This window comes from Kribbella sp. NPDC051586 (assembly GCF_044453965.1).
Taxonomy (GTDB): Bacteria; Actinomycetota; Actinomycetes; order Propionibacteriales; family Kribbellaceae; genus Kribbella.
Genome location: NZ_JBITDF010000003.1, coordinates 661,789 through 684,934, shown reverse-complemented (window position 1 = coordinate 684,934; position 23,146 = coordinate 661,789). Strand labels below are relative to the sequence as shown.

Below are 23,146 nucleotides of genomic sequence, written 5' to 3'. Positions count from 1 at the left end.
TACCCGACTCTGCCCGGCCTACTCCGTCAGATGGGCGATCCGGGCGACGAACACGTTGGCGCCGGCGTCGGTCAGGAGGTTCGCGGCGTGGCGGGCGGTTCGGCGGGCCAGGTCCTGATCGGCGGCGGCCTCGTGGATCAGGGCCAGGATCGAGGTTGCCTCTGCCTCGAGGACGACGGAGCGCAGCTCCTTGAAGACTGCGAGAGCGGCGAGGATGTGCTGCTTGGCGCCCTCGAGGTCACCCTGCGCCATGCAGATCTCGGCCAGGGTCCCCTGGGCCAGAGCGCCACCTTGACGGTTGCCCGCGTCCCGATAGATCCGGACCGCCTCCGCCACGGTTTCCCGCGCGTCGTCCAGCGCACCCAGGCGGAACTGACAGTCGCCCAGGTTGTTGAGCGTGTGTGCACGTGCGATGGGTGCGTCCGTCAGCTCCAACGCAGCCCGATAGAGCTCGAGCGCCTCGGCGTCGGAGTCCTTCCAATGCGCCACCATCGCGGTGCCCCGGACAGCGGACGCCTCGCCGTGGCGATCGCCGGCCGTCCGGCTCAGGTCCCGCATCTGGGCGAAGGTGCGTCGCGCGCCGTGCAGATCCTTCGCGTACAGCTGAGCGCTGCCGAGGCGGCCCAGCAGCCAGGCCTCGCCGTCGGTACGTCCCTGCTCGTGCGCCCGCTCGATCGCGAAGGTGTACAGGTCCCGATTGTCATTCCAACGCCGCCGATGGCCGACGTACGGCCAGGTGACGCCGGCGATCTGCCAGCACCGATCGGCATGTCCGTGCGTCCCGGCCCATCGAATGGCGGCAACCAGGCTGTCCCACTCGGTGTCGAACCAGTCGTAGGCCTCCCGCTCGCCCCGCGTGCGAGCAGGCTCCGCGGCGGGCGCGATCGGGTCGAGGTACTGCGCGGCGTCGCCGTCGTACAGGATCCGCATCGCGCCGAGACCGGAGTACAGGTACCAGTCGAGCATCCGCCGCGCCGCCGGACCACGGTCGTCGACGTCGAGGCTCGCGGCGTAATCGCGGACAAGGTCGTGGAACCGGTAGCGGTCGACGTCGGTGCGGATCAGCAGACTCGCCTCGGCCAGTTGATCGAGCCCGGCAGCCGTCGTGCGGGCATCCGACCCGAGCAACGCCGCCGCGACGCCGACGCCGAAGTCGTCGCCAGGATGCAGTCCCAGGAGGGCGAACAGCCGGCGCAGCTCGTCCGGCAGGGCGTCGTACGACAGGGTGAACGACTCGCGGACGCCGTGATCACCGACCGCGTGGGACAGCCGATCGAGACGGTCCGCCCGCAGTCGCCCGGCGTACGTCGCCAGTCTGCCGGCCGGCAGCGTCCGCGCGCCGGCGGCAGTGATCCGCAACGCCAGCGGCAACCCCGCGCACAAACCGGCCAGCTCATCGATCGCATCGCCGTCGACAACCGGTGCGCCGCCGACCGCCTGCCGGAGAAAGGCCTTCGACTCGGCCAAGGACAACGGCTCCAGCACCGTGCCGCTCGCCCCGACCGTCACCGCGAGCTCACGAAGCGATCGGCGACTCGTGACGATCACCGCGCAGCCCGTGCCGTTCGGCAGGAGGCCGTGAACGTCGTCGACCGACTGGGCGTCGTCGAGGATCATCAACACCCGCCGATCGGCCAACGCCGCACGAAACATCTCCACCCGCGCTTGCGGATCGGGCGGGATCACATCGACCTCGCAGAACCCGAGCAGCTCGGCGAGCACGTCGTCGATCGAGCGGCCGCGCAGGCGGACCAGCCACTGGCCGTCCGGGAACAGGTGCTTTGCGGCGTGGCCGATCCGGACCGCCAGGGCTGACTTGCCGACGCCCGCGAGGCCGGAGAGGACCAGAACCGGGAGGCCGCTTTCGTTCGCGAGGAGGTCGAGGGCCTTGGTCAGCTCGTCATCGCGGCCGATGAAGCCGGTCACCGGCAACGGCAGTCGAGTGCGCGCCGTCCACGTCCGCGGCTGATCGCCCGTGAGGAGGACCTGATACTGCTCGCGCAGCTCCGGCGACGGGTCCGTGCCCAGCTCCTCCGCGAGCACCCGACGCACCCGGTCGTACGTCGCCAACGCTTCCGCCGTCCGGCCGGCCTGATGCAGTCCCTTCAGCAGGAGCAACCACGCCTGCTCGCGGAGCGGGCTGTCCGCGGTCACCTCGGCCAGCTCTGCGAGCGCCTCGTCAACCTGCCCGGTCAGCAACCGCGCTTCGGCACGCTGCTCTCGCGCGTCCAGCCACTCGTCACGCAGTCCGCGCCCGAACCGCTCCGCCAGCGTCCCGGTCGAAGCGCCGCGCAGTACGTCGCCGTCGTGCCAGTGCAACGCCTCCGTCAACGACTCCACCCGACGCTCCGGCTCAGCAGCCGCGGCCTCGGCCACGCCATCGCGGAACCGGACCAGATCCAGGTCGTGACCGGTCAGGTCCAGGCGATACCCGCCGAGCTCGTTGCGCAGCTCCACCTCGGTCAACGAGCGTCGCAGCCGGGAGATCGCTGCCTGCATCGCGGCTCGAGGGTTCGACGGGAGCTCCTCGCCCCACACGTCGTACAGCAGTTGCTCGTCCGCGACGACCTGGTCCGGTCTCAGCAACAATGCGGCCAGCAGAGTCCGGACCCGCTCCCCCGGGATCGCCACTCCGGCGTCGCCGTCCGACGCCTGAACAGCACCCAGCACTCGAAACCACACGCTGCCATTGTCCGCCGTCACCGGCTCATGCGCGCGCCGGAGGTCACCGTCCGGCGGTGACTAGACCCGGACAGCGATGACTGCGAGCAGAGCCGAGACGAGCCCGCCGTACAGGACGACGAAGGCAGCGAAAACGAGGGCGCGGCCGGCCGGTGCCGGCGTACGCAGTCTGTCCTCGTTCAAGCGATCGAGATCAGTACCCCAGCCGAACGGCGACCACGGTGGCTGACCGTTGGCGGCATTGGGCGGTGCGTGACCGGTGTACAGCGGCATCGATCCGTCGGGCTGTGCGGGCGGCGGACGATGTAGCTCCGCCTTCTCCTCAAAAGGCACGGCGTTCCTCCCCAGGAACCTTCCCGCCGTCGCTCCTCAGCATCCCCAGCCGGCAGGTGTCATGACCCACTCTGCACCACCATTACGAGACTTCGCAGCCATCAATTCCCGGTGTTCACAGGCCGTCAACCTGTAGCCACGTGACGTATATGCGGCGGTGCTCCGGGGCTGGCATTGTCGTGTCGTTCCTTTCCGCCCTGAATTAAGTACTGAAGGAGCACTGCATGAAGGATTCCGCCCGCCGCACGCTCGGCGTCGCGCTCGGAACCGCCGCGCTGCTGGTCACCTCGGCCGCGCTCGCGTTCGCCGCACCGCCGCCCCAGCTCCCGCAGAACGCCGACGGGTACGAGCAGTCGTTCTCGCCGGCGTACGACTACGACACCGACGGCTGCTACGCCACGCCCGCCATCGGAGCCGACGGCACGCTCAACCCCGGCCTCAACCCGACCGGCGCCCTCAACGGCAACTGCCGCGACCAGTCCGACCTCGACAACTCACAGACGTACTCGCGCGAGAAGTGCAACAACGGCTGGTGCGCGATCGTGTACGCCAGCTACTTCGAGAAGGACCAGGCACTGCCCGGCAGCAGCCTCGGCGGCCACCGGCACGACTGGGAGCACGTCATCTCCTGGGTGAACCAGGCGTCGAACGAGGTCGACTACGTGACCACCACGCAGCACTCGAGCCAGGTCACCTACACCCGCTCGCAGGTACGGTTCGACGGATCGCACCCGAAGGTCGTGTACCACAAGGACGGCGCGAGCACGCACTTCTTCCGGCTCGCCAACAGCAACGACGAGCCGCCGGAGAACCACTACCACGACTGGCGGTACCCGCCGCTGGTCGGCTGGAACGGCTACCCCAGCACGTCGCTGCGCGACATCCTGATGAACGCCGACTTCGGCTCGGCCACCATCAAGATCACCGACAAGGACGACCGGTTCCGCAACCTGCTGAACGCGTCCAAGCCGTCCGGGATCCCGTTCGACCCCTGGGCCTGACGACCGGAAAGGGCGCGCTCAGTCCCGCTGGGCGCGCCCGTCAGGTGCGGTCAACGAAGCGGCGACGAAGTCGATCATCGCCTGGTGCCGCTCGGCCGCGGTGTCCGCCTGACCGAGCGCGACGGTGTCGAGGAAGACCCGGCTGACCACGAGCTCAGCGGCCGTCTGGACCCGGTCGGGCTCGGCAACCACGTCGTCGGCCCCGCCCAGTACGTCGGCCACCGTCTCGGTCGCCTCGGCGAACAACTCTGCCGCCCGCTCCGCGATCTCCGGCCGGGCCTGCGCCTCCCGGAACACGATGATCCGGGCGGCGCGGTCGTGCTCCAGCTCCTCGGCCATCGTCGCCACGATCGCCCGCAACCGCCGTCGTACCGTGGGGCCCTGCGCGGCCGACCGCAGTACTTCGCTCGGCGTCGGCCGCTCCTGCACGATCGCGAGCAACAGGTCGAGTTTGGTCGCGAAGTGGTAGAACACCAGGCCTGACGGCACCCCGGCCTCGTGCGCGATCCGCGCCGTCGACGTCGCGTCGTACCCGTGCTCGGCGAACAGCCGCTCGGCGGTCTCGATGATCACCTGCCGCTTGGTGTGACGCGCGTGCGCGTGAGCAGTCATGCCGTGGCCCTCATGATGACGCTGGTTCAACGGCTGGCCAGGCCTCACCCTTCCGCTCGGCGGCCAGCTCGGCCGATCGCCGCAGGGCCTTGAAGACGTAGTCCGGCACGCGCAGCCCGCGCCGGTGCGCGAACATCAGCTCGTACTCGGCGCGCCCGACCTTCTGTGCGTACTCCCGCAGGTCGCCCTCGCCGCCCCGGCTGATGTCCAGTGCGTGCATCACGTCGCCGAACTGGGTCCGCTGGAGCTTGTTGTAGGCACCCACAACATCGAACGTACGCTTCCGCAGCCCGCGGGTCAGCCATCGCTGCCAGCCGGAGAGTTGTCCCCAGAGCTCCTGCGCGGCCATCTGGTAGTAGGCGAAGTGGCCTGGCTCCTGCCGCTTGATCGGCGCGATCACGGTCGCGGCGATCGCGCGCTCACCGACCTCGATCAGCCCGGCATGAAGCTTGTTGTAGGCAAGGACCGCGGACCGCTCGGTCGCCAGCCCGGTCAGGTAGTAGAGCATCCGGCTGATGTCCTGCACACCCGGCATCTTGCCGAGAGCGCCGAGCAGCTTGAGCTTGAAGTCGACGTCGGTCAGGTTCGGCTCGTGCGGCTCGATGCCGGCCAGTTCCTGCATCTGGTCCAGGATCAGCCCGTGCCGCGTCTCCTGCGGCATCCACACGTCGGCGTAGAACCGCCGGTCGACCTCGGGCGGATCCGGCAGCAGGATGTTCAGCTCCAGCACGTTCCGCTCGACCTCGAGCTCGACCCGGGTCATGTACGCGAGCACCGACCCGAAGCGCTCGGCCAGCAGCCGCGGGCGCTTCATCGTGTAGTCGACGCTCTCCAGCGGGATCGGCGGATGTTCCTCCCCCAGCCGCTCCACGTGGTCGGCCAGCTTGGAGTCCTCCCGCCGCCGGCGGCTTCGCCGGCGCGGGACGGTGATATCGCTCAACGACATAAGTCGGCACCTCGCTCGATCGACAGGGATGCCAGATCGATCCCCCGGCTCGATGGTAACAAGTACCTGACTGATCAGTCAGTCAGATTTCCTGTGAGGGCTGGCACAAAGAGTTCGGAGCCCATTCAACGGCAGATGGGTGGTGACCGCAGGAGCGCGGCCACCACCCAGTGCAGGGGGTCAGGAATATTGGCTTCTACTTGCCGGTGGTGTACTGGATCGTGTCGTTGCGCAGTACGTCGCCGTCGACCTTCACGATGCGCAGCGTGTGCGGCCCGTTCTTCAGGCCGGTCGCGCTGAACACCTGTTGGTTGGTCACGCGGGCGTCGCCGTGCAGGTTCACCCGGCGGACGAGCTTGCCGTCGATGAAGACGTCAGCGTTTCCCTGGTCCGGAGCAAGTTCCGTGCTCCACGCGACGCCGGTGCCGGTGAAGGCGAAGTTGACCGCGGCGCCGTTCGCCGTGGCGGCATGGATGTCGTCGCGGTAGTCACCCCGGAACCGGAAGTCGAGCGGTACGGCGCCCGCCGCCAGGGTCGACAGGTACGCAGCCTTGATCGTCACGACCTTGCCGGCCACGGTGTAGTCGGTGCCCTTGACCAGGTCCTGGCCTGCCTTGGAGATGCCGGCCAGCTCGCCCGGGTCGCGGCCGAGCTCGACGCTGACGTCGGCCGGAGCGCTCTTGTCGAAGGTCGCCGAGTCGGGGTTCAGCAGGCTCTCCTGCCGGATGTTCAGCTTGTCGAGCAGCATGAACTGGCCGGACTTCTTCACCGCGCGGATCGTGTGCGAGCCGTTCGGCAGGTCCGAGATGCTGTAGACGACCTGCTGCGGTTTGTTGTGTCCCTGCGACGGATCCAGGTACGTGCTGACCGTCTGCTTGAACTGCCCGTCGACGTAGATGTCGACGTCACCCTGCCCGGGATCGGTCTCGGTCACGTAGTCGACGCCGGTGCCGACGAAGCTGTACGAGAACGAGTCACCGTCGGTCTCGGACCACGCCACGTCATCCTTGTAGTCACCGAGCCCTCGTCCCGTGCTCTGGTGCCAGTTGCCCGTGTAGGTGAGCTGCGAGTCGTCGTTGTTGACCTCGAGTGTCCGCGAACCCGCATCCGCGGTCTTCGCCTGCGACGAGTCGGTGACCGTCACGGCCAGCGGCTCGGACACAGCCGGTACCTCGTAGTTGTTGTTGCGCTGCCACGCGCCGTCGTACGCGACCCGCAGGTCGTCGTCGTTGACGCGGATCGAGGACGCCTTCTGCGGCGTGACCTTCAGCAGCTGGACGCCGTGGATCGGGATGTCCTTGCCCGTGAAGCCGGTCGCGAACTGACCGAGATCCTTGTGCGCCCACAGGTCGCGGACCTTCGCGGGGCCGGTCAGGCCGAGGTCGGACCAGTTGACCGTCAAGTCGGAGTCGGTCTGCCCGAGGTTGAACAGGGCAACGGTGTAGCTGTTGTCAGGGTTGAGCGAGTACCAGACCTGCTTGTTGGTCTTCATCGACACCGGTTGCGCCGGACGGCCGGCCTGGTTGACCGCGATCACCTCGGGGTTGGTCAGCAGACTCAGGCCGTAGTCGTCCAGCCGGGTCATGTCGTTGCCGACGTACATCGGCGCCGCCGAGACTGCCCACAGGGTGGCAGCCGTACGGCGTTCGTCCTTCGTGAGACCGTCCATCTGGCCGTTGCCGACGTCGAGCGAGTCGAGGTCGTTCCAGCCGCCCGGCCCTGCGTAGCGCCACCAGTCCGCCAGCTTCGGGAACAGCCGATTGATGTTCTGCCACTGTGTCAGCGCGACGCCGGGGCAGTAGCACTCCACGTCCCACTCGATGCGCCAGCCGTTCGCGTACTGCTTCCAGGTGTCGGCGTAGTTGATGTCGACCGCCCAGGACAGCTCGAGCCAGATCTTGTGCCGGGCCAGCGCCGCGGACCAAGCCTTCACGTCACCACGGGCGTCGAGCGACAGGTCGCTCACCCCTGAGCCGGGCGTGACGCTGTCGAACTTCAGGAAATCCAGACCCCACGAGCCGAACAGGTCCGCGATCGAGTCGATGTACTTCTGCGCACAGGGCTTGGAGAAGTCGATCTTGTAGCCGATGCCCCAGTAGTCCGCCTTCTGCAGCGGCTGCACCGGCAGGTCACCGGTCGTGCACTCGGGAGCGCCGTAGACCGGGAGGTTCGCGTCGATGACCTCCTTGCCGATGCCGGGGATCGCGTACAGGCCGACCTTCTGGCCGTTGGCGTGGATGTGGTCGATCACCGCCTGCAGCCCGTTCGGGTAGAGCTTCTTGCTCGGCACCGGCCGGCCGTACGCGTCGATGCCGTCGTTCCAGCCGGCGTCGATGTTGATGTTCTTGTACCCGTACGGCTGGAGCTTCTTGTGCATCGCGTCGGACTGCTTGATCAACTGGTCCGCGGAGATCCAGTTCCCGGCGCCGTCGTACACCTGCATGCTGTAGCTGCTCCACCCCATGTACGGGTGCAGCGCGATATCACCGGCTGGGCCGCCGGACTGGACATTCGACTGGATGCTGCTGGTCGCAACCGCCGGAGCCTGGGCGGCCTGCTGCGGGGCGGCCGTCTTGGGCGCGATCGGAGGCGTGGTCTCGGGTGCTGCTGCGGACGTTGTAGCCGTCAAACCTGCCGGCAGCAGTACGGCGGCGACGAGACCGGTAAGCACGGTCCGCACCCTCCTGCTCCGAACGGATCTGGTCATGGCGGTGACCTCTCTGAGAGAACCGAATCGGATAGGATATTGGTTCTATTTACTTAACCGTGTCAAGATTCTGTGCGATATCGGCTCGGATTACTTCCAGGTCGCCGGTCCGTTCGAGCCCGCGTCGTACTCGTCGAGCGGGACCTCACCGGCGCGCCACGCGGCGAGGACAGGCTCGACGATCTCCCAGCACCGTTCGGCCACGTCGCCGCGCACCGACAGGAGTGGGTCGGCCCGAAGGATGCCGCTCAGCACCTCGCCGTACGGGAGGACCGAGGACGACGGCAGCGTCGCGTCCAGGAAGACCTGGCCCATCGTGTACGGACCGTCGACGCCGAGCGCCGGGACGGACAGGGACAGCTCCCCCGGGTTCAGGCCGATACGGAGGGTCTCGCCGTCGTGCCCGCCGTTCAGGCCGGACGGCAGGTGCCGCAGCGGCTTGAACTTGACCACGATCTCCTTGCGCGCGACCCCGAGCGCCTTGCCCGACCGCAGCGTGAACGGGACACCCGCCCACCGGTTCGTGCCGACCTCGACGGTCACCTCGGCCAGCGTCTCGGTCTCCCGCTCCGCGTCCACACCCGCTTCGTCGGCGTACGCCGGGACGACGCGATCCTCCGCGATGCCGGCGGTGTACCGCGCCCGGCGGCCCGCCTCGATCGCGGAGCCACGGTAGAGATGCGTACTGCGGAGCGCGCGGGCCATCTCGCTGCGCACCTCGACGGCGTCCATCGTGGCCGGGGCGTCCATCGCGAGCAGTGCGAGGACGAGGAGCAGGTGGCTCTGGATCATGTCGACGAGCGCGCCCGCGTTGTCGTAGTACTGGGCGCGTCCCTCGAGGCCGAGCGTCTCGTCGTACACGATCTCGACGCTCTCGATGTGCTCGGCGTTCCAGACCGGCTCGAACAGCCGGTTCGCGAACCGCAGGCCGATCAGGTTCAGGACGGCGGTCCGGCCGAGGAAGTGGTCGACGCGGTGCACGTTCTCCTCGGGAACGAGCGAGCCGACGAGCTGGTTCAGCGCGGCCGCCGACTCCGAGTCGGTGCCGAACGGCTTCTCGAAGGCCAGCTCGGTCCCGGCCGGCAGCTCGACCTCGCGGAGCTTCTCGACGATCGCGGTCGTCACGGCCGGCGGCAGGGAGAAGTACAGGACCGGCGCCGGGCCGGCGAGCTCCAGGAGCGCGCGCAGATGGCCGGTATCGGTCGGGTCGCCGGCGACGTACTCCGTCGTTGCCAGGGTCTCAGCGGCGACCGCGCCGATCTCGCCGCGGGACTCGAACGCGGACCGGACCCGATCCGTCCACTCGTCCGGCGCGAGCACCGACCGGCCGGTCCCGATGATGCGCACACTGGTCGCGCGCGGTCCGGCGAGCAGACTGCCCAGGCCGGGCAGCAGCAGCCGCGAGCTGAGGTCGCCGCTGGCGCCGAAGATGACCAGGGTTCGTTGGTCCGTGCCCGCCGGCTGTTCGCCCGAATGGTGCGCTGCCGGCAGCAGGGCCGCATGCGTTGTGATGATGCCTCCCAAGACTGGTGGCTCATCCGTGGAGCCACACCCACAGAAGCAACCGCGGCGAGGGTAACCGCATTCCCCCTACCGGACGGGTGATATCTCGACTGCTGGGTAGGGAGCATCGGGGAGGCCGAGGTTCCGCCAGACGAAGCGCGGTACCCGGGCCAGGAACCCGTACAGGAACTCCGAGCTGTGCGCGATCGCGGGCTGGCTGTGCTCCCCCGGCGAGAACCAGGCCCAGTCGTCCTCGATCCAGAACGACGCCGGCGGGTTGGCCATCAGGTATTCCATCTGGCGCGGATGGATCACGTCGTACGCGAACTTGGTGTCCTGCGCGTGGACGGCGAACTGCTTGTTGAACGCCTCGCTCTCGAAGCTGATCCCACCGCCGAACCCCTTGCGCCCGACCTGCAGCCGCGGCATCCGGATCGGCAGCTGGAACCCGAGGATCGGCTCGCTGTGGTTCTCTGTCACCGTCCGCGTCTGCGTCCGGCCCTCGCTGTCGGTGTACGACTCGGTGCGCGTCGTCTTCCAGTGGTGTGTGAACGCCACGAACGGCGGCCCGTCGCCGTCCCGGCCACGGATCACCTCGCTGGTGCTGTGGGCGTGGCCGCCGCGGTTCACCGGCGTGAACTCCAGCAGGCTGTCGTCGACGCCGATCCAGTACCAGTCCGGGTGGTGATAGAACGTCAGCCGCGGCTGCGGCTCCGGCTGGATCCAGCGGTCGAGCGGCGTCGCGTCGATCGCGGCCGCGACGGCGCCGAGCTGCTCCAGCCAGGCGGCGAGCAGGTCGGGCTTCTCCCGCGGCGGATTCAGCACCACGAGCTGATCGCTGTCGATCCCCACGTTCAGGCCCGGCAGACCGGCAGCCATCGCAGTGAGCTGTGAACACAGCTGTGGGGTCATCACCTCGTTCGCGAATGCCGGATCGAGCGCACCGACCTGCCATCCAGCACCGAGCTGCGCCGGAGCAGGTACGGCGTGCGCGAGGACGCCGTACCGCGGCCGGGTGTCGCCGCCGGTGATCCACAGCTCAGGGAGCCGGCGGGACAGCGTCACCATGCCGACCCAGCCCGACCAGTGCGAAGTGCTGTACTCGATCACCTGGAACGGGCGGCCGAGCGCGGTCAGCCCGGTGATCTGGTCGTCGGGCTTGCGGGCGAAGCCGAGCCCGAACGGCGGATTGCCCAGCCGGGCCACGGCGTCGAACGTCGGGCTGTTGACGAAGTTCCACCCGCGCTGCCGGAGCGAGTCGATGTAGCGCTGACGGCGTACGAGCGCGACGATGCCCCAGGTGAGTCCGGCCGCGAACAGCACGATCACGACCACCACGAAGAGCTTCATCGCGCCCACGATAGCGGCGGGAGGGGATCAGCCCAGGGCGGTCGGCAGCGGCTCCGCGTGGATGATCTGGAGGCGGCTGACGGCGCGGGTCAGGACGACGTACAGCCGGTGCAGGCCGCGCGGCTCGGCCGCGACGATGTGCGCGGGCTCGGCGACGATGACCGCGTCGAACTCCAGGCCCTTCGCCAGCGTGGCCGGCACGCAGACGAGCCGGACCGTGTCGATCTCGTCCTCGGTCTCGCCGATCAGCGCGACCTCGAGACCCGCGGCGGCGATCGCGTCGCGCAGTCGCGCCACCTGGTCGTCTGCCGCGATCAGCGCGACCGATCCTTCGCCGGCCAGCGCGGCCTTGCACCCGGCGATCACCTCGTCCGCGAGCGTCGACCCGTCGGCCGGCACGATGCTGAGCGCGTCGGCGACCGTCCGGACGCCGCTCGGCGTGCTCAGCGTCGGGGCGATCTCGGGCAGGAGCTTCGCCGCGAAGCTGATGATCTGCTCGGGCACCCGGAACCCGCGGTCGAGCTCCTCCACCACGCCGTCGCTCTTGCCGAGATGACCGAGGACCTGGTCCCACGGTCCGGCGGCCCACGGCGTCGTCGCCTGCGCCAGATCGCCCAGCACGGTGGCCGAACCGGTCCGGCAACGCCGACCGAGCGCCCGCAGCTGCATCGCGGACAGGTCCTGCGCCTCGTCCAGGACGAGATGCCCGAGCGATCCGGTCCGCCGCTCGATCAGGTCCTCGAGTTCGTCGAGCAGGACGGTGTCGGCGAACGACCACTTCGCCGACTTCCACGACCGCACCGACTTGCTCCACAACAACGCCGTACGCTCCTCGTCGGTCAGTGCCGGAGCGGCCTTGGCCAGGAAGTCCGCGTTCGAGAAGAGGCGGTGCAGGACCTGCTCGGGTGTGACTCGGGGCCAGACCGAATCGAGCACGTCCTTGACCGGCTTCGAGCGTGCGACCGCGTTCTGCACACGGTCGTCCGGTGACTCGGCGCGCTCCTCCATCCGGACCAGTACGACGTGCGCGATCCGCTGCGCGAGAGCGTTCCGGCCCGGGGCGTAGCGGGTCGACTCCCGCAGGTCCGAGACGATGTCGACCACCTCGTAGTCGTGCACCCGGTAGCGCCGGGATCCCTTGCTGAAAAGGACTCCCTCGGTCGGCGTGCCGACGTACGACCACAACGCGCGCCGCAGCACCTCGGCCATCCGGGCATCGCCCTTCAGCCGCTCGGCCTCGGTGTCGTCGATCGCCGCGGTCGGCCGGGTGAGCAACTCGTCGATGGTGATCTGCCGTACGTCGACCTCGCCGAGCGCGGGCAGGACCTTGCGGATGTAGGACAGGAACGAGCGGTTCGGTCCGACGATCACGACACCGCCCCGGCCGAGCCGCTCGCGTTCGGTGTAGAGCAGGTACGCCACCCGGTGCAGGCCGACGGCGGTCTTGCCGGTGCCGGGCGCGCCCTGCACGCAGACGCTCGGATGCAGCGGCGCGCGGACCAGGTCGTCCTGCTCCGGCTGGATCGTGGCCACGATGTCGCGCATCGGACCGGTGCGCGGCCGCTCGATCTCGGCCCGCAGGAAGGCATCGGCCTGGTCGGTCTCCACCACTCCGGTCAGCGGCTCGTCCTCGAAGCCGGTCAGCTCGGCGTGGTCGGAGAACCCGTAGCGGCGGCGCATCAGCACCCGCTGCCGGTCGCTCTGGGTCGCCCGGTAGAAGGGCACCGACACCGGTGCACGCCAGTCGATCACCAGCGGTACGCCGCTGCCGTCGTGCACGTGCCGGCGGCCGATGTAGATCTGGTCGAGGTCCGGGATCGTGCCGTGCTCGTAGTCGAGCCGGCCGAAGAACAGCGGTACGTCGGGCAGGTCGATGAGCGCGTGGGTGCGCATCTGTTTGGCCCGCTGGTTGGCCTCGTTGGTGAAGCGTTCGTCGTTGTCCTCGCCGCCGATGACCTGGACCTCGCGGTCCGCGACTTCGGCGTACATCCGGCGGAGGGCATGCTGGGCAGTGGTCAGGAAGGCGCGTTCGGCCTCGAGTTCGGCCATCGGAGAGAGCCTCGAATCGTAAGCTGGGTCCCGCCCCGGAGCAGATCCATCCGGTTCGATTCGATCCCGAAAAGACAGGCGAGCGACGCTACCAGCGCCCGCCGGGACGCGCCACCGAATTAACGGCGCATCCAGTCCGGCACGTCGTCCCGCGGGAACTCGGCGAGGTCAGCCGCGTAGATACCTTCGTCGACAGGGATCGACCAGGCCGGCTCGGTGTCGTAGTCGAAGTCGGTCGCGAAGTGCCCGTCCGACGTCACGCTGATCGACGCCGTCAGCCAGGTGCCCTTGCCCGGGTGGTACATCTCCCGCCGCAGCGCCTCGAAGTGGTCCTCGAGCCCGTCCGGCAGCGGATCCAGCTGCGCACCGTCGACGGTCGCGTCGAGCTCGGAGTACGACGTCGTCGACCGGTAGACGCCGTTCACCTCCCGCCACCCCGCGGGCAGGTCCGCGGTCAACGCTCGGGCGATCGTGTCGATGGTGCCGATCTCGCTCATTCATATCCCCGGGACGGCTGCGGTTTGGTCTCCCTGAAGATACGCCGGGGCGATCGCCTGCCGTCGTGCCGGTCCTGCACGGTCCGGCTGGACGGGCGGCGCGACCTGCCGTCCGGGTGTTTCACGTCGATGGTCGCGTGCACCTGGACCCCGGCCGCGCGGAGCGCCTGCCAGCTCTCCTCCATCCGCCGCCAGTTCTCACTGCCCTTGACCGCCCGGTTCTGCACGCGCGACTGAGCGGTCAGATTGATCGACTCCCCCGGACCGTCGAACTTGGTCGCGAACAGGTGGCCGCCGTCATCGGTCCGCTGCCGGTCCGGCTCGCCCGCCTCCAGCTGGGCGTCGAGGTTGCGGCGCTCGTCGTTCCGCTCCGACGGCAGCCAGCCGAGCCAGCCCTCGGCGTGCACGACGCGGCCGGCCTTGTCGGTCGCGTACAGGAACCGGTCGTCGACCAGGTAGACCGACGACGGCTCCGGGTCCATCAGGTCGAGGTTCCAGAGATCCCCGTGTCCCGATTTCTCGTGGTGGACCGGCAGGCCGGCGTACTTCGCCGGGATCTCCGGCACGTGGTCCGGCCCGTAACCGACGGCGCGGACGTCGGCCGGATCGGCAGGTTGCTCGATCCGGGCCGGCGCCCGCTCCGTGGACATGGGGAGTTTCTACCCCATCAAGGTGTCTCAGCCGTCACTGTCGTTGCCCGGGATGACCGCGCCCGGCACGTCGTTCGGCGCGACGATCTTCGACTCGCCGGGGTACGGCATGGACCAGTTGTGTGCCTCGTACCAGTCGAAGTGGTTCATCAGCGCCGGGGCCGCCGTGTCGGGCTTGGCGGTGGGAGCGTTGAAGAGCTGCTGCGACTTCCACGTGTTCCACTGGGCCGCGACCGCCTGCTGGTCGGCCGGCACTGTCGCCGACGGCGCCGGAGCGGCGAGCGGGTTCTGCGCCGCCGGGACGTCGGGACCACAGGGCGGCGGATCCTTCAGACCCTCGGTCAGCGGGGTGCGGTTCGGCACCGCGGTGAACGGGGTGAAGTTCGGCTTCTGCGTGAACGCTCCGAACATCGGGGTGGCCGCGGTGTCCTTCTGGTTCATCGGCTTCATCCCGAGGATCTGCTCGATCGTCCGGATCAGCGTGATCTGCGTGTAGTAGTGGCTGTCCACCGCAGCGTGCTGCGCGTACGGGCTGATGATCTGGATCGGCGCCCGGTGACCGTCGATGTGGTCGAGGCCGGCCTGGGAGTCGTCCTCGGCGATGAAGATCGCCGAGTCCTTCCAGTACTTGCTGTGGGTGATCTCGTCCACGATCCGGCCGACGGCCAGGTCGTTGTCGGCCACGCCGGCGGGTCCGCTGTTCGGGCCGCCGGTGTGGTCGTTGGACAGCCAGAACATGTTCAGGTTCGCCGGGCCGTTCTTCTCGAAGTCCTTCTTCCAGATCTCGGCCTTGTAGATGTCCGGGACGTTCAGGTCGAAGAGCGGGAAGCCCGGCACCGAGATGTCGTTCAGCGACGGGATCGCGGACCCGACCTGGATCGGGTACTGCGTCGCGGCACCGGTGGACCGCATCGTCAAGGTGTCGCAGTACAGGTTCTGCCAGGTCGCCCCGGCCGGCTTCTGCTCGATCGACTGGAACTCGCCGTAGTCCTTGACGGTCTTGCCGGCTGCTTGGACACCGGTCCAGATGAAGCCGCTCTTCTGGTGGCCGAGGGCATCGTTCTCGGTGTCGTAGGTGCGCTTGTACTCGCCGGCCTGGGACTCGGAGTACTCCGGGTTGTCGGCCTGCATCATCCAGTTGTGCCCCTCGGCCGAGTTCGTGCCGATGTCGTAGGTGTTGTCGTACAGCCCGAACTGCTTGGCCAGCGCGTGCTGGTTCGGCGTCACGTTCTCGCCGTACTGGGTGAGCGCGGGATCGCCGTTGCCCTCCGGGATATCGCCGTACACCTGGTCGAAGGTCCGGTTCTCCTTGACGATCAGGAAGACGTGCTTGATCGTCGACGGGTCACCGAGCTTGGCCGGAACCGGCACCGGGTTGCGATGCCCCTTGTCCGTGGCGAGCTGCGCCGAGCCCTTCGTCCAGCCGTTCTGGTCGAAGACGGTCTTGGTGTACTTCATGGTGGCGTGGTCGTCCGGCAGCGTGAACCGGGTCAGGCTCGACGTGGTGTCGTGCGTGCTGTGTCCGGCGGCCGTCGTGTCCCGGCGGGCGTCGACGCCTCGGGTGTTGGACACCACGATCTGCTTGCCGACCTGGGCGAGCTCGGCCGGGAAGTAGTCGGTCGGCAGCAGTCCGACGTAGCTGACCGGCTCGAGTGCGTTCTTGTACTTGTAGACCGCGACCGCGTTCGCGCGACCGAGCGACACCAGCAGATGGCCGTCGTCGGTGAGCGTGACGCCGTCCGGCTCGTACCCGACCGAGGCCTCCGGCCACGGCTGGGTGGCGATGGTCTGGACGACCCTGCCCCGCTTGGTGTCGATGACGGACACGCTGTTCGTCGCCGTGTTGGTCACGAACACGGCCCCGTTCTTGGCGTACAACGCGGTCGGGTGCAGACCGACGTCGATGCTGGCCACTGCGGCCGCCGGGTTCTTCAGGTCGATCACGCTGACCGTGCCGGTCGTGGTGATCGCGTTCTGGTTCGCCACGACGTTGGTGCCGTACGAGTTGATCGTCGAGTCACCGGGCTTCGCGACCCGGCCGCCCTCGTTGCTCACGTACAGCTTGTCTCCGGACATGACCAGGTCGCGCGGCGCGTTGCCGGTCGCCCAGCTCTGCGTGATCGCACCAGTGGCGGCGTCGATCGCGACGACCCGGTTCTGGCCGTTCACCGCCGAGTACACGGTCGAGCCGTCCGCCGAGAACACCGCCTCGGCGGCCAGCGAGTGTTTGGCGCCGTCGGCCGGGATCGCCACGAACGTCGGGTTCGCCAGCGAGCCGTCCGGATTCACGGTGAACTTGCGGTAGCCGTCGATCTGTCCCAGCCAGACCTGCGACCCGTCGGGCGAGTACGTCGGGCCTTCCTGGCCGACGTCGTTGCCGGGGATCTTCAGGTCGGCGGCTGCGTTGTTGCCGATGTACTGCTGGACCTTCCAGTTCTTCAGGTCCACGATGGCCATCGCCATCCCACCGTCGGTCACCGAGGCGGCCAGATGGCTGCCGTCCGGACTGACGGTGGACGACATGATCTTGCCCTTCTGGAGGACGAGACGGTCGCCGATCGGCTTGATGTACTGGTCGGAGGAGATGACCTGGCCCTTGTCGGTGACCTGGCCGACCTGGTCACGGCCGAACCCGGTCGTCGAGGCGACCGCGGTGCCGGCGAGCGCTACGGCGAGCGCTGTAGTCCCCGCGGTGACCATAGGTACCCGTCGGCGGAGGAGACTTGGGCGCTCCTCCTGCCGTCTGCGGCGTACAACCTGCATAGGGTTATCCCTTCGCGTTGGGCGGAAGCAGCTCGATGTTGCCGTCGAACTGCCACAGCGGGTTCGGTTCGTCCCCGGACGGGGTGCGGACCAGGAAGAAGCCGTTCACTTCTTTCGGTCCGTCCCCGTCGGACACGTACCGACCGAGTGGGTTGATGTCGAGTTGGTAGATCGCCGAGCCGGCCGCCTCCACCCCTGGGATGTGCCAGGTGATCACGCACCGCCAGTCGTTGCCGGGCCCCTTCGCGGCGACCTGGTCACCGCCCTTGGTGCATTCGGCCGCGCTCTGCAGTTGCTCCTCGGTGACATCGGCCCGATTGAGCTCTTTGGTCTGCAGGCGGTACAGGTGTGCGAACTCGACCGCTACCGCCCGCTGCACCTTGTCCTGGTCGATCCCCGAGCCGAAACCGCTGAACGGGGCGATGACCGCGGTGGACACGGCAAGCAGTACGACGAGGGGCAGCAGCCCGGCCGTCAACGCGAGGCGGCCGGGGCCGTCGTGCGTCGGGTTGGTGAAGTCGCGGCGCACGAACAGGAAGTAGGCGAGGCCGGTCGCGACGAGCGCCCAGACCAGGCTGACCGCGACCCCGATCAGCAGCGGTCCCCGCTGCGCCGGGGAAGTGAACAGGCCGTTCCAGCTGATGAAGGCGTAACCGGGAAGCGCCAGCCGGAAGGCGACCGGGACCGGGAGCTGCTGGATGATCTGCATCGCCAGGGCGACCACGGCCGGTAGCAGCAGGCCCATCGGCGACCGGCCGAGTGCGACCGAGCCGAGTAGACCGATCGCCGCCAGGGCCAGGGTCGGAGCGAGCGCACACAGCCAGGCGAGTAGGACCGCTCCGGCCGCACTGCCCGGCGTGAGCATGTGCCCGTCGAGTCCGATCAGCTCGCGGTTTCCGACCACCAGCAGGCCGCTGACCGTGCTGGAGACGACCAGTCCGATCACCAGCACGAGGATCACGGTCAGACTGGCCAGTGCCTTCGAGACGAAGATCCGGCGTGGCGAGCGCACCGCCACCAGCAGGTGCCGCCAGGTGCCGAGGCGGTCCTCGGACGCGAAGACGTCACCGGCGATCAGCGAGGTCAGCAGCGGCAGCGCCCACGATCCCGAGAAGCCGAGCAGGACCAGTGGACCGGCCCAGCCGGTCGCATGCATCATCCGTCCGAACAGAGTGTCGACCGGGAGCGAGGCCTGCTGGCTGATGATCGCGACGAAGGCCGCGGGGGCGAGCCAGCACGCGATGATCAGGACCCGGACGCGCCACTGCGAGAGCAGTTTGACGAGTTCGAAGCGGTACCCGCGGGCGACCGAGACCTTGCGGACCACAGGTGTCCCGGCAGTGACGGCAGTGGCGGCGGTAGCCGTCATCAGTTGTTCTCCTGCTGCTCGGTGAGGGCGAGGAAGGCTGCTTCGAGAGGCGATACGACCGGCGCGAGTTCACGGACGGCGATGTCTTCCTGGACGAGCCGCTTCACGAATTCGTCCAGTGCCGGGATCGGCGCCGAGATGACCAGCAGCTCGACGCCGTCCTTGACGGTGGCGTCGTCGCGCAGCCGGATCCCGTCCGCCTGGCGGGCGATCCGGCGGGCGGCGGCCGGGTTCGACGTGAGCACGCGGTACTCGAGTTCGCTGGTCTCCGAGGCCAGCTTGCTGATCGGCCCGGAGAACGCGACCCGTCCGGCCGACAGGATCGTCACCTCGGAGCAGAGCGACTCGACGTCGTCCATCCGATGGCTGGAGAGCATGACCGCCGTACCGTCCGCGGCCAGCCGGGTGAGTACGCCGTACACGTGCTTCTTGCCGGCCGGGTCGAGGCCGTTGGACGGCTCGTCGAGGACCAGCAGCCGGGGCTTGGTGAGCAGTGCGGCCGCGAGACCGAGGCGCTGGCGCATGCCGAGGGAGAATCCGCGGACCTTGTCGTCGGCGACATCGGTCAGGCCGACCTGGTCGATCGCGTCGTCGATCCTCATCGTGTGCGCCTCGTCGCCACGCAGGGCGGCGAGGGCGGCGAGGTTCTGCTTGGCGGTCATCGAGGGGTAGAGGCCGGGGCCGTCGACGAAGCCGGCGACGCCTTCGGGGACGGCGAGGGCGCGGCCGACGGAGGCGCCGAGGATGTGGAGGGTGCCGCGGTCGGCGACGGCGAGGCCGAGCAGCAGACCCAGGAGCGTGGTCTTGCCGGCTCCGTTCGGTCCGACCAGGCCGTGGATCTGACCTGATGCGACGTCGAGGTCGACTCCGTCGAGTGCGACGACCTCACCGAAGTACTTGGTGATTCCGCGGGCACGGACAGCGGGCGGTGTGTCCATGGTGAATACATTAGTAACCGATGTACGGCGAGGTGAAGACCAAACGTAAACAAATGGCGAACTGAAAGCGGATCCTGTTGCCGAACCTCTCAGCGGTCTCTCAGCGACGGTTGTCCGGATCGACGGAGGACAGACGTCGGTGAGGACGAACTGGCCGAGCGTGCGGACCGGGCGGGGGCGGGCTAGCGGTAGGCGCGGGCCTGGAGTTCGAAGAGCTCGGCGTAGCGGCCGCCGGCAGCGAGCAGGTCGGTGTGGGTGCCGAATTCCTCGACCCTGCCGTTGTGCATGACAACGATCAGGTCGGCCATCCGGACCGTCGAGAACCGGTGCGACACCAGGACGGTGATCCCGCCGGTCTCGGCCGCGGCGATCTTCGCGGCGTCGGCGTACTGCTCGTACAGCCGGTGCTCGGCCTCCGGGTCGAGCGCCGCCGTCGGCTCGTCGAGCAGCAGGAGCAGCGGCCGCTCGCGCATGAACGCCCGCGCCAGCGCGAGCCGCTGCCACTGCCCGCCGGACAGCTCGACGCCGTCGGTGAACTTCTTGCCCAGCTGGGTGTCCAGCCCTCGTGGCAGTCCCGCGACCACCGACTCGGCATCACCACGCGCGACGGCCGTGCGTACGGCGTCCTCGTCGTCGGCCCGCGCCACGTCACCGATCCCGACGACCTCCCGCACCGCGAGCTCGAACTTCACGAAGTCCTGGAATCCCGCCGACAACTGCGACCGCCACTCGTCCGGCTGGATCGTGGCCAGGTCCACTCCGTCGATGAGGATGCGGCCGGTCGTCGGGTCGTACATCCGCGCGAGCAGCTTCACCAGCGTCGTCTTGCCGGCGCCGTTCTCCCCCACCAGCGCCACCGCCGCGCCGGCCGGCACCGTGAGGCTGATGTCGCTCAGAACCGCGGATTCCGAACCGGGGTAGGAGAATCCGACGTTCCGCAGCTCGATCCCCGACGTCAGCCGTTTCGGGGCCGGGGTCGCGCTGGAGCGCCACGAGTTCTGCTTGGCGTACTCGCGCAGCCAGTCGTAGCGGCTGAAGCTGCGCACGACCTCACCGACCCAGTACACGTTCTGCGCGATACCGCCGGTCATCTGATCCACCTGCGGCGCAAGCAGCAACACCAGCACGACGTCGCCCGCGGTGGACTGACCGCTGCGCGCGCGTAAGATCACCCAGACGATCGCCGCGGCGTACGCCAGACCGAACACGAGCCGCACCGACCCATCGACCTTGCCGCCCCATCGCGCCGCCGCGACCCGGCGCTCGAACCGCTCGGTCTGCAACGCGAAGATCCTGTCCAGCAAGACCTTCCCGAGCCCGAACACCCGCAGCTCGAGACCTGTGCGCGGATCCTTCGCGACCTCGATCAGCCGATCGACCAGACGCTCCTGCGGCAGCGAGTCCTCCCATGCCTTCTGCTGCCGCGTGCTGCTCAGGTACGCCGACCAGATGCGCGCGCCGCCGAGCAACGGCAGGATGAGCAGCAGCGGATGCACCGACCCGAGCAGCGTGAGCACCGTCGCGGTGTTGGTCACCGTGGCGAACGCCCACAGCAGCACCTCCGCGCCGACGCCCATCCGCCACGCACGCTCGCGCACCAACTCCAACCGGTCCGCGACATCGGGCCGCTCGTGATGTGACAGCCCGGGGATCCCCGTCGTCACGTCCAGCAGGTCCGCGTGCACCCGCCCGGCCATCCGCTCCTGCGCGGTGTCCTGCAGCGGCCAGCCCAGTCCGTCCGCGATGAACGAGACCGCCAGGCCGCCGATGATGATCGCGACGCCGACGGCGATGGTGCTCGACTGGTCCGACGCGATCCCGTCGACCAGCCGGCTCACGCCGTATGTCTGGGCCGGCGCGGTGATCGCGCGGGCCGCGACGAGCACGGCCGAGATCGTCATCAGCCACGGCGCGGCCCGGAACGACGTGCTCAGCCACAGCCAGAGAATGCGGATCGTCTTAGGCATCGACCGCCTCCGGACCGGTCACGTACCGCTCGGCCTGCAGCCGGAACATCCCGGCGTACGCACCGTCCCGGGCGAGCAACTCCTCGTGCGTGCCGTCCTCGACGATGCGACCGTCGGACAGCACGCAGATCCGGTTGGCGTTGCGCACCACCGAGAACCGGTGCGAGATGATCAGCGACGCGACGCCCGACGTCAGCTCGAGATACCGCTCGACCAGCTCGGACTCGGCCCGCACGTCGAGGGCCGCCGCCGGCTCGTCCAGCACCAGCACCCCCGCGCCGGCGTGGACGGCGAACAGCGCCCGCGCCAAGGCGACCCGCTGCCACTCGCCACCGGACAGGTCGACGCCGCCGTCGAACGACTTGTCCAGCACGGTGTCCCAGCCCTTCGGCAGACCGCGGACGACGTTGTCGATACCGGACTCGCGGGCGACCTTCGCCAGCGTCGGCTCGTCAGCCGCACGCTCGACCGCGCCGAACACGACGTTGTCCGTGACGGACAGCGGGAACCGCAGGAAGTCCTGGACGATGGCGGCCACCCGCCGCTGCCAGGCGGCCAGGTCGAGCTCGGCGAGATCGACTCCGTCGACCAGGATCCGCCCGCTCGTCGGCCGGTACGCGCCGCCGAGCAGCTTGACCAGGGTGGACTTGCCGGCGCCGTTCACACCGACGAGCGCGAGCGCCTCGTGCGCATGCAGCGTGAGGTCGAGGCCACGCAGTACGTCGACCTCCGAACCGGGATAGCGAAAGCTGACATTCTCGAAGCGGATCTCGCGCGCCGGCATCGTCTCGACCCGGTGCTTGGTGTCCACGACCGGCTCCGGGTGCCGCGTCGCGATCGTCTCCGGCAGGTCCCGCATCGCGCGGTACGCCGAGAGTCCGCGCCGGACCTGGACCACGCCGTAGCCGTTGTTGGCCTGGCCGATCGCGAGGATCGCGGGCAGTGTGGTGGCCACCTGCGTCAGGGGAAGCGAGCCGTCCAGCGCGGCGCGGCCGACGGCGAGGATCGCGATCCCGTTGGCGATCAGATGCACGCCACCGATCAGGATGGTGAACTTCACGTTCTTGCGCCGACGGGCCCACACCGGGCGGTAGCCGGCCGTCCAGTCGCGGACGTAGCGGTCCACCAGCCAGTTGTGCAGGCCGAAGACCCGCAGTTCCTTCGGCGCATCGCGCATGCCGAGGTTGAACAGGTAGCTCGCCCGGCGCTGCTCCTCGGTGTTGCCCCACCAGGTGTCGATCTCACGCTCGACCAGGCGACCGCCGTACCACTCCAGGAGCAGCGACATCGCCACGAGCATGATCGCGACCCACCAGGCGAACATCGCGCCGACGATCACCGCCGAGCCGATCAGCGTGATCCGGCTGGCGAGCAGCCAGGGCAGCTGGCTCATGCCCTGCGCGAGGTGGAACCCGCCCTTGCCCTTCGCCCGCTCCTGCACGTCCAGGACCTCGGCGTCCTCGAGGTGCTGGACGCGGCGAGGGCGGAGCAGCGGCTCGGTGATGCCGGTGCCGATCGCACGGACGAGGCCGGCGTCCATCATCAACGAGGCGACCTGCTGCAGCGCCGGCGACAGACTGTCGATGACGAAGACGGTCAGCAGTCCGGCGAGCAACCAGCTGAACTCCTGCAGCGACATCGCGTCGGGACGTCCGTCGATCACACCCGGAACAGCCCCGACGACCCGGCCGGTCAGCAACGTGACCGCCATCCCCAGCAGCGAACCGAGGACGGCCAGACCCATCGTCAGAAGGGTGCTTCCAGGTGCAACACGCACGC

16 protein-coding genes are annotated in these 23,146 nt (G+C 68.8%); 1 reads left to right on the top strand and 15 read right to left on the bottom strand.

Annotation, left to right across the window (positions count from 1 at the left end):
• Positions 1-18 precede the first annotated feature (18 nt).
• Positions 19-2,682, bottom strand: coding sequence for a BTAD domain-containing putative transcriptional regulator (locus ACIA58_RS22045; RefSeq protein ID WP_396405609.1), 2,664 nt, complete (start codon positions 2,680-2,682; stop codon positions 19-21).
• 60 nt (positions 2,683-2,742) lie between these two features.
• Entirely contained in the window at positions 2,743-3,015 is a 273-nt protein-coding gene (locus ACIA58_RS22040) for a hypothetical protein (RefSeq protein WP_396405608.1), read from the bottom strand.
• A gap of 224 nt (positions 3,016-3,239) precedes the next feature.
• On the opposite strand from ACIA58_RS22040, the gene ACIA58_RS22035 reads away from it, so the two are divergent.
• Positions 3,240-4,016 (top strand): NPP1 family protein, encoded by a 777-nt coding sequence (locus ACIA58_RS22035; RefSeq protein WP_396405607.1) that lies wholly within the window; start codon positions 3,240-3,242, stop codon positions 4,014-4,016.
• Between the two features lie 18 nt (positions 4,017-4,034).
• Here the strand turns inward: ACIA58_RS22035 and ACIA58_RS22030 are convergent, their stop codons facing one another.
• The 13 genes from ACIA58_RS22030 to ACIA58_RS21970 all read right to left on the bottom strand — a co-directional run bounded on the left by ACIA58_RS22030 (position 4,035) and on the right by ACIA58_RS21970 (position 23,111).
• Positions 4,035-4,628, bottom strand: coding sequence for a TetR/AcrR family transcriptional regulator (locus ACIA58_RS22030; RefSeq protein ID WP_396405606.1), 594 nt, complete (start codon positions 4,626-4,628; stop codon positions 4,035-4,037).
• 10 nt (positions 4,629-4,638) lie between these two features.
• A complete protein-coding gene (locus tag ACIA58_RS22025) occupies positions 4,639-5,574 on the bottom strand; it encodes a GTP-binding protein LepA (RefSeq protein WP_396405605.1) in 936 nt (311 codons plus the stop codon).
• Between the two features lie 196 nt (positions 5,575-5,770).
• Positions 5,771-8,254, bottom strand: coding sequence for a X2-like carbohydrate binding domain-containing protein (locus ACIA58_RS22020; RefSeq protein WP_396405604.1), 2,484 nt, complete (start codon positions 8,252-8,254; stop codon positions 5,771-5,773).
• A 117-nt stretch (positions 8,255-8,371) separates the two neighbouring features.
• Entirely contained in the window at positions 8,372-9,805 is a 1,434-nt protein-coding gene (locus tag ACIA58_RS22015) for a glucose-6-phosphate dehydrogenase (RefSeq protein ID WP_396405603.1), read from the bottom strand.
• A gap of 66 nt (positions 9,806-9,871) precedes the next feature.
• A complete protein-coding gene (locus ACIA58_RS22010) occupies positions 9,872-11,134 on the bottom strand; it encodes a hypothetical protein (RefSeq protein ID WP_396405602.1) in 1,263 nt (420 codons plus the stop codon).
• A 27-nt stretch (positions 11,135-11,161) separates the two neighbouring features.
• Complete coding sequence (locus ACIA58_RS22005) at positions 11,162-13,183, bottom strand: HelD family protein (protein WP_396405601.1); 2,022 nt, start codon at positions 13,181-13,183, stop codon at positions 11,162-11,164.
• 119 nt (positions 13,184-13,302) lie between these two features.
• On the bottom strand, positions 13,303-13,680 hold the full coding sequence (locus ACIA58_RS22000) for a hypothetical protein (RefSeq protein ID WP_396405600.1): 378 nt from the start codon (positions 13,678-13,680) through the stop codon (positions 13,303-13,305).
• Positions 13,677-14,330 (bottom strand): DNA/RNA non-specific endonuclease, encoded by a 654-nt coding sequence (locus ACIA58_RS21995; RefSeq protein WP_396405599.1) that lies wholly within the window; start codon positions 14,328-14,330, stop codon positions 13,677-13,679. The genes ACIA58_RS22000 and ACIA58_RS21995 overlap by 4 nt, the downstream gene beginning before the upstream one ends.
• 27 nt (positions 14,331-14,357) lie before the next feature.
• The gene (locus tag ACIA58_RS21990; protein ID WP_396405598.1) at positions 14,358-17,030 is read right to left on the bottom strand and encodes a bifunctional YncE family protein/alkaline phosphatase family protein; all 2,673 of its coding nucleotides are present in this window, start codon (positions 17,028-17,030) and stop codon (positions 14,358-14,360) included.
• A gap of 67 nt (positions 17,031-17,097) precedes the next feature.
• Complete coding sequence (locus tag ACIA58_RS21985; RefSeq protein WP_396405597.1) at positions 17,098-18,462, bottom strand: ABC transporter permease; 1,365 nt, start codon at positions 18,460-18,462, stop codon at positions 17,098-17,100.
• Entirely contained in the window at positions 18,462-19,400 is a 939-nt protein-coding gene (locus tag ACIA58_RS21980) for an ABC transporter ATP-binding protein (protein WP_396405596.1), read from the bottom strand. The genes ACIA58_RS21985 and ACIA58_RS21980 overlap by 1 nt, the downstream gene beginning before the upstream one ends.
• A 182-nt stretch (positions 19,401-19,582) precedes the next feature.
• A complete protein-coding gene (locus ACIA58_RS21975; protein WP_396405595.1) occupies positions 19,583-21,367 on the bottom strand; it encodes an ABC transporter ATP-binding protein in 1,785 nt (594 codons plus the stop codon).
• Positions 21,360-23,111 (bottom strand): ABC transporter ATP-binding protein, encoded by a 1,752-nt coding sequence (locus ACIA58_RS21970; RefSeq protein ID WP_396405594.1) that lies wholly within the window; start codon positions 23,109-23,111, stop codon positions 21,360-21,362. Before ACIA58_RS21970 ends, ACIA58_RS21975 begins: the two co-directional genes overlap by 8 nt.
• Positions 23,112-23,146: the final 35 nt, after the last annotated feature.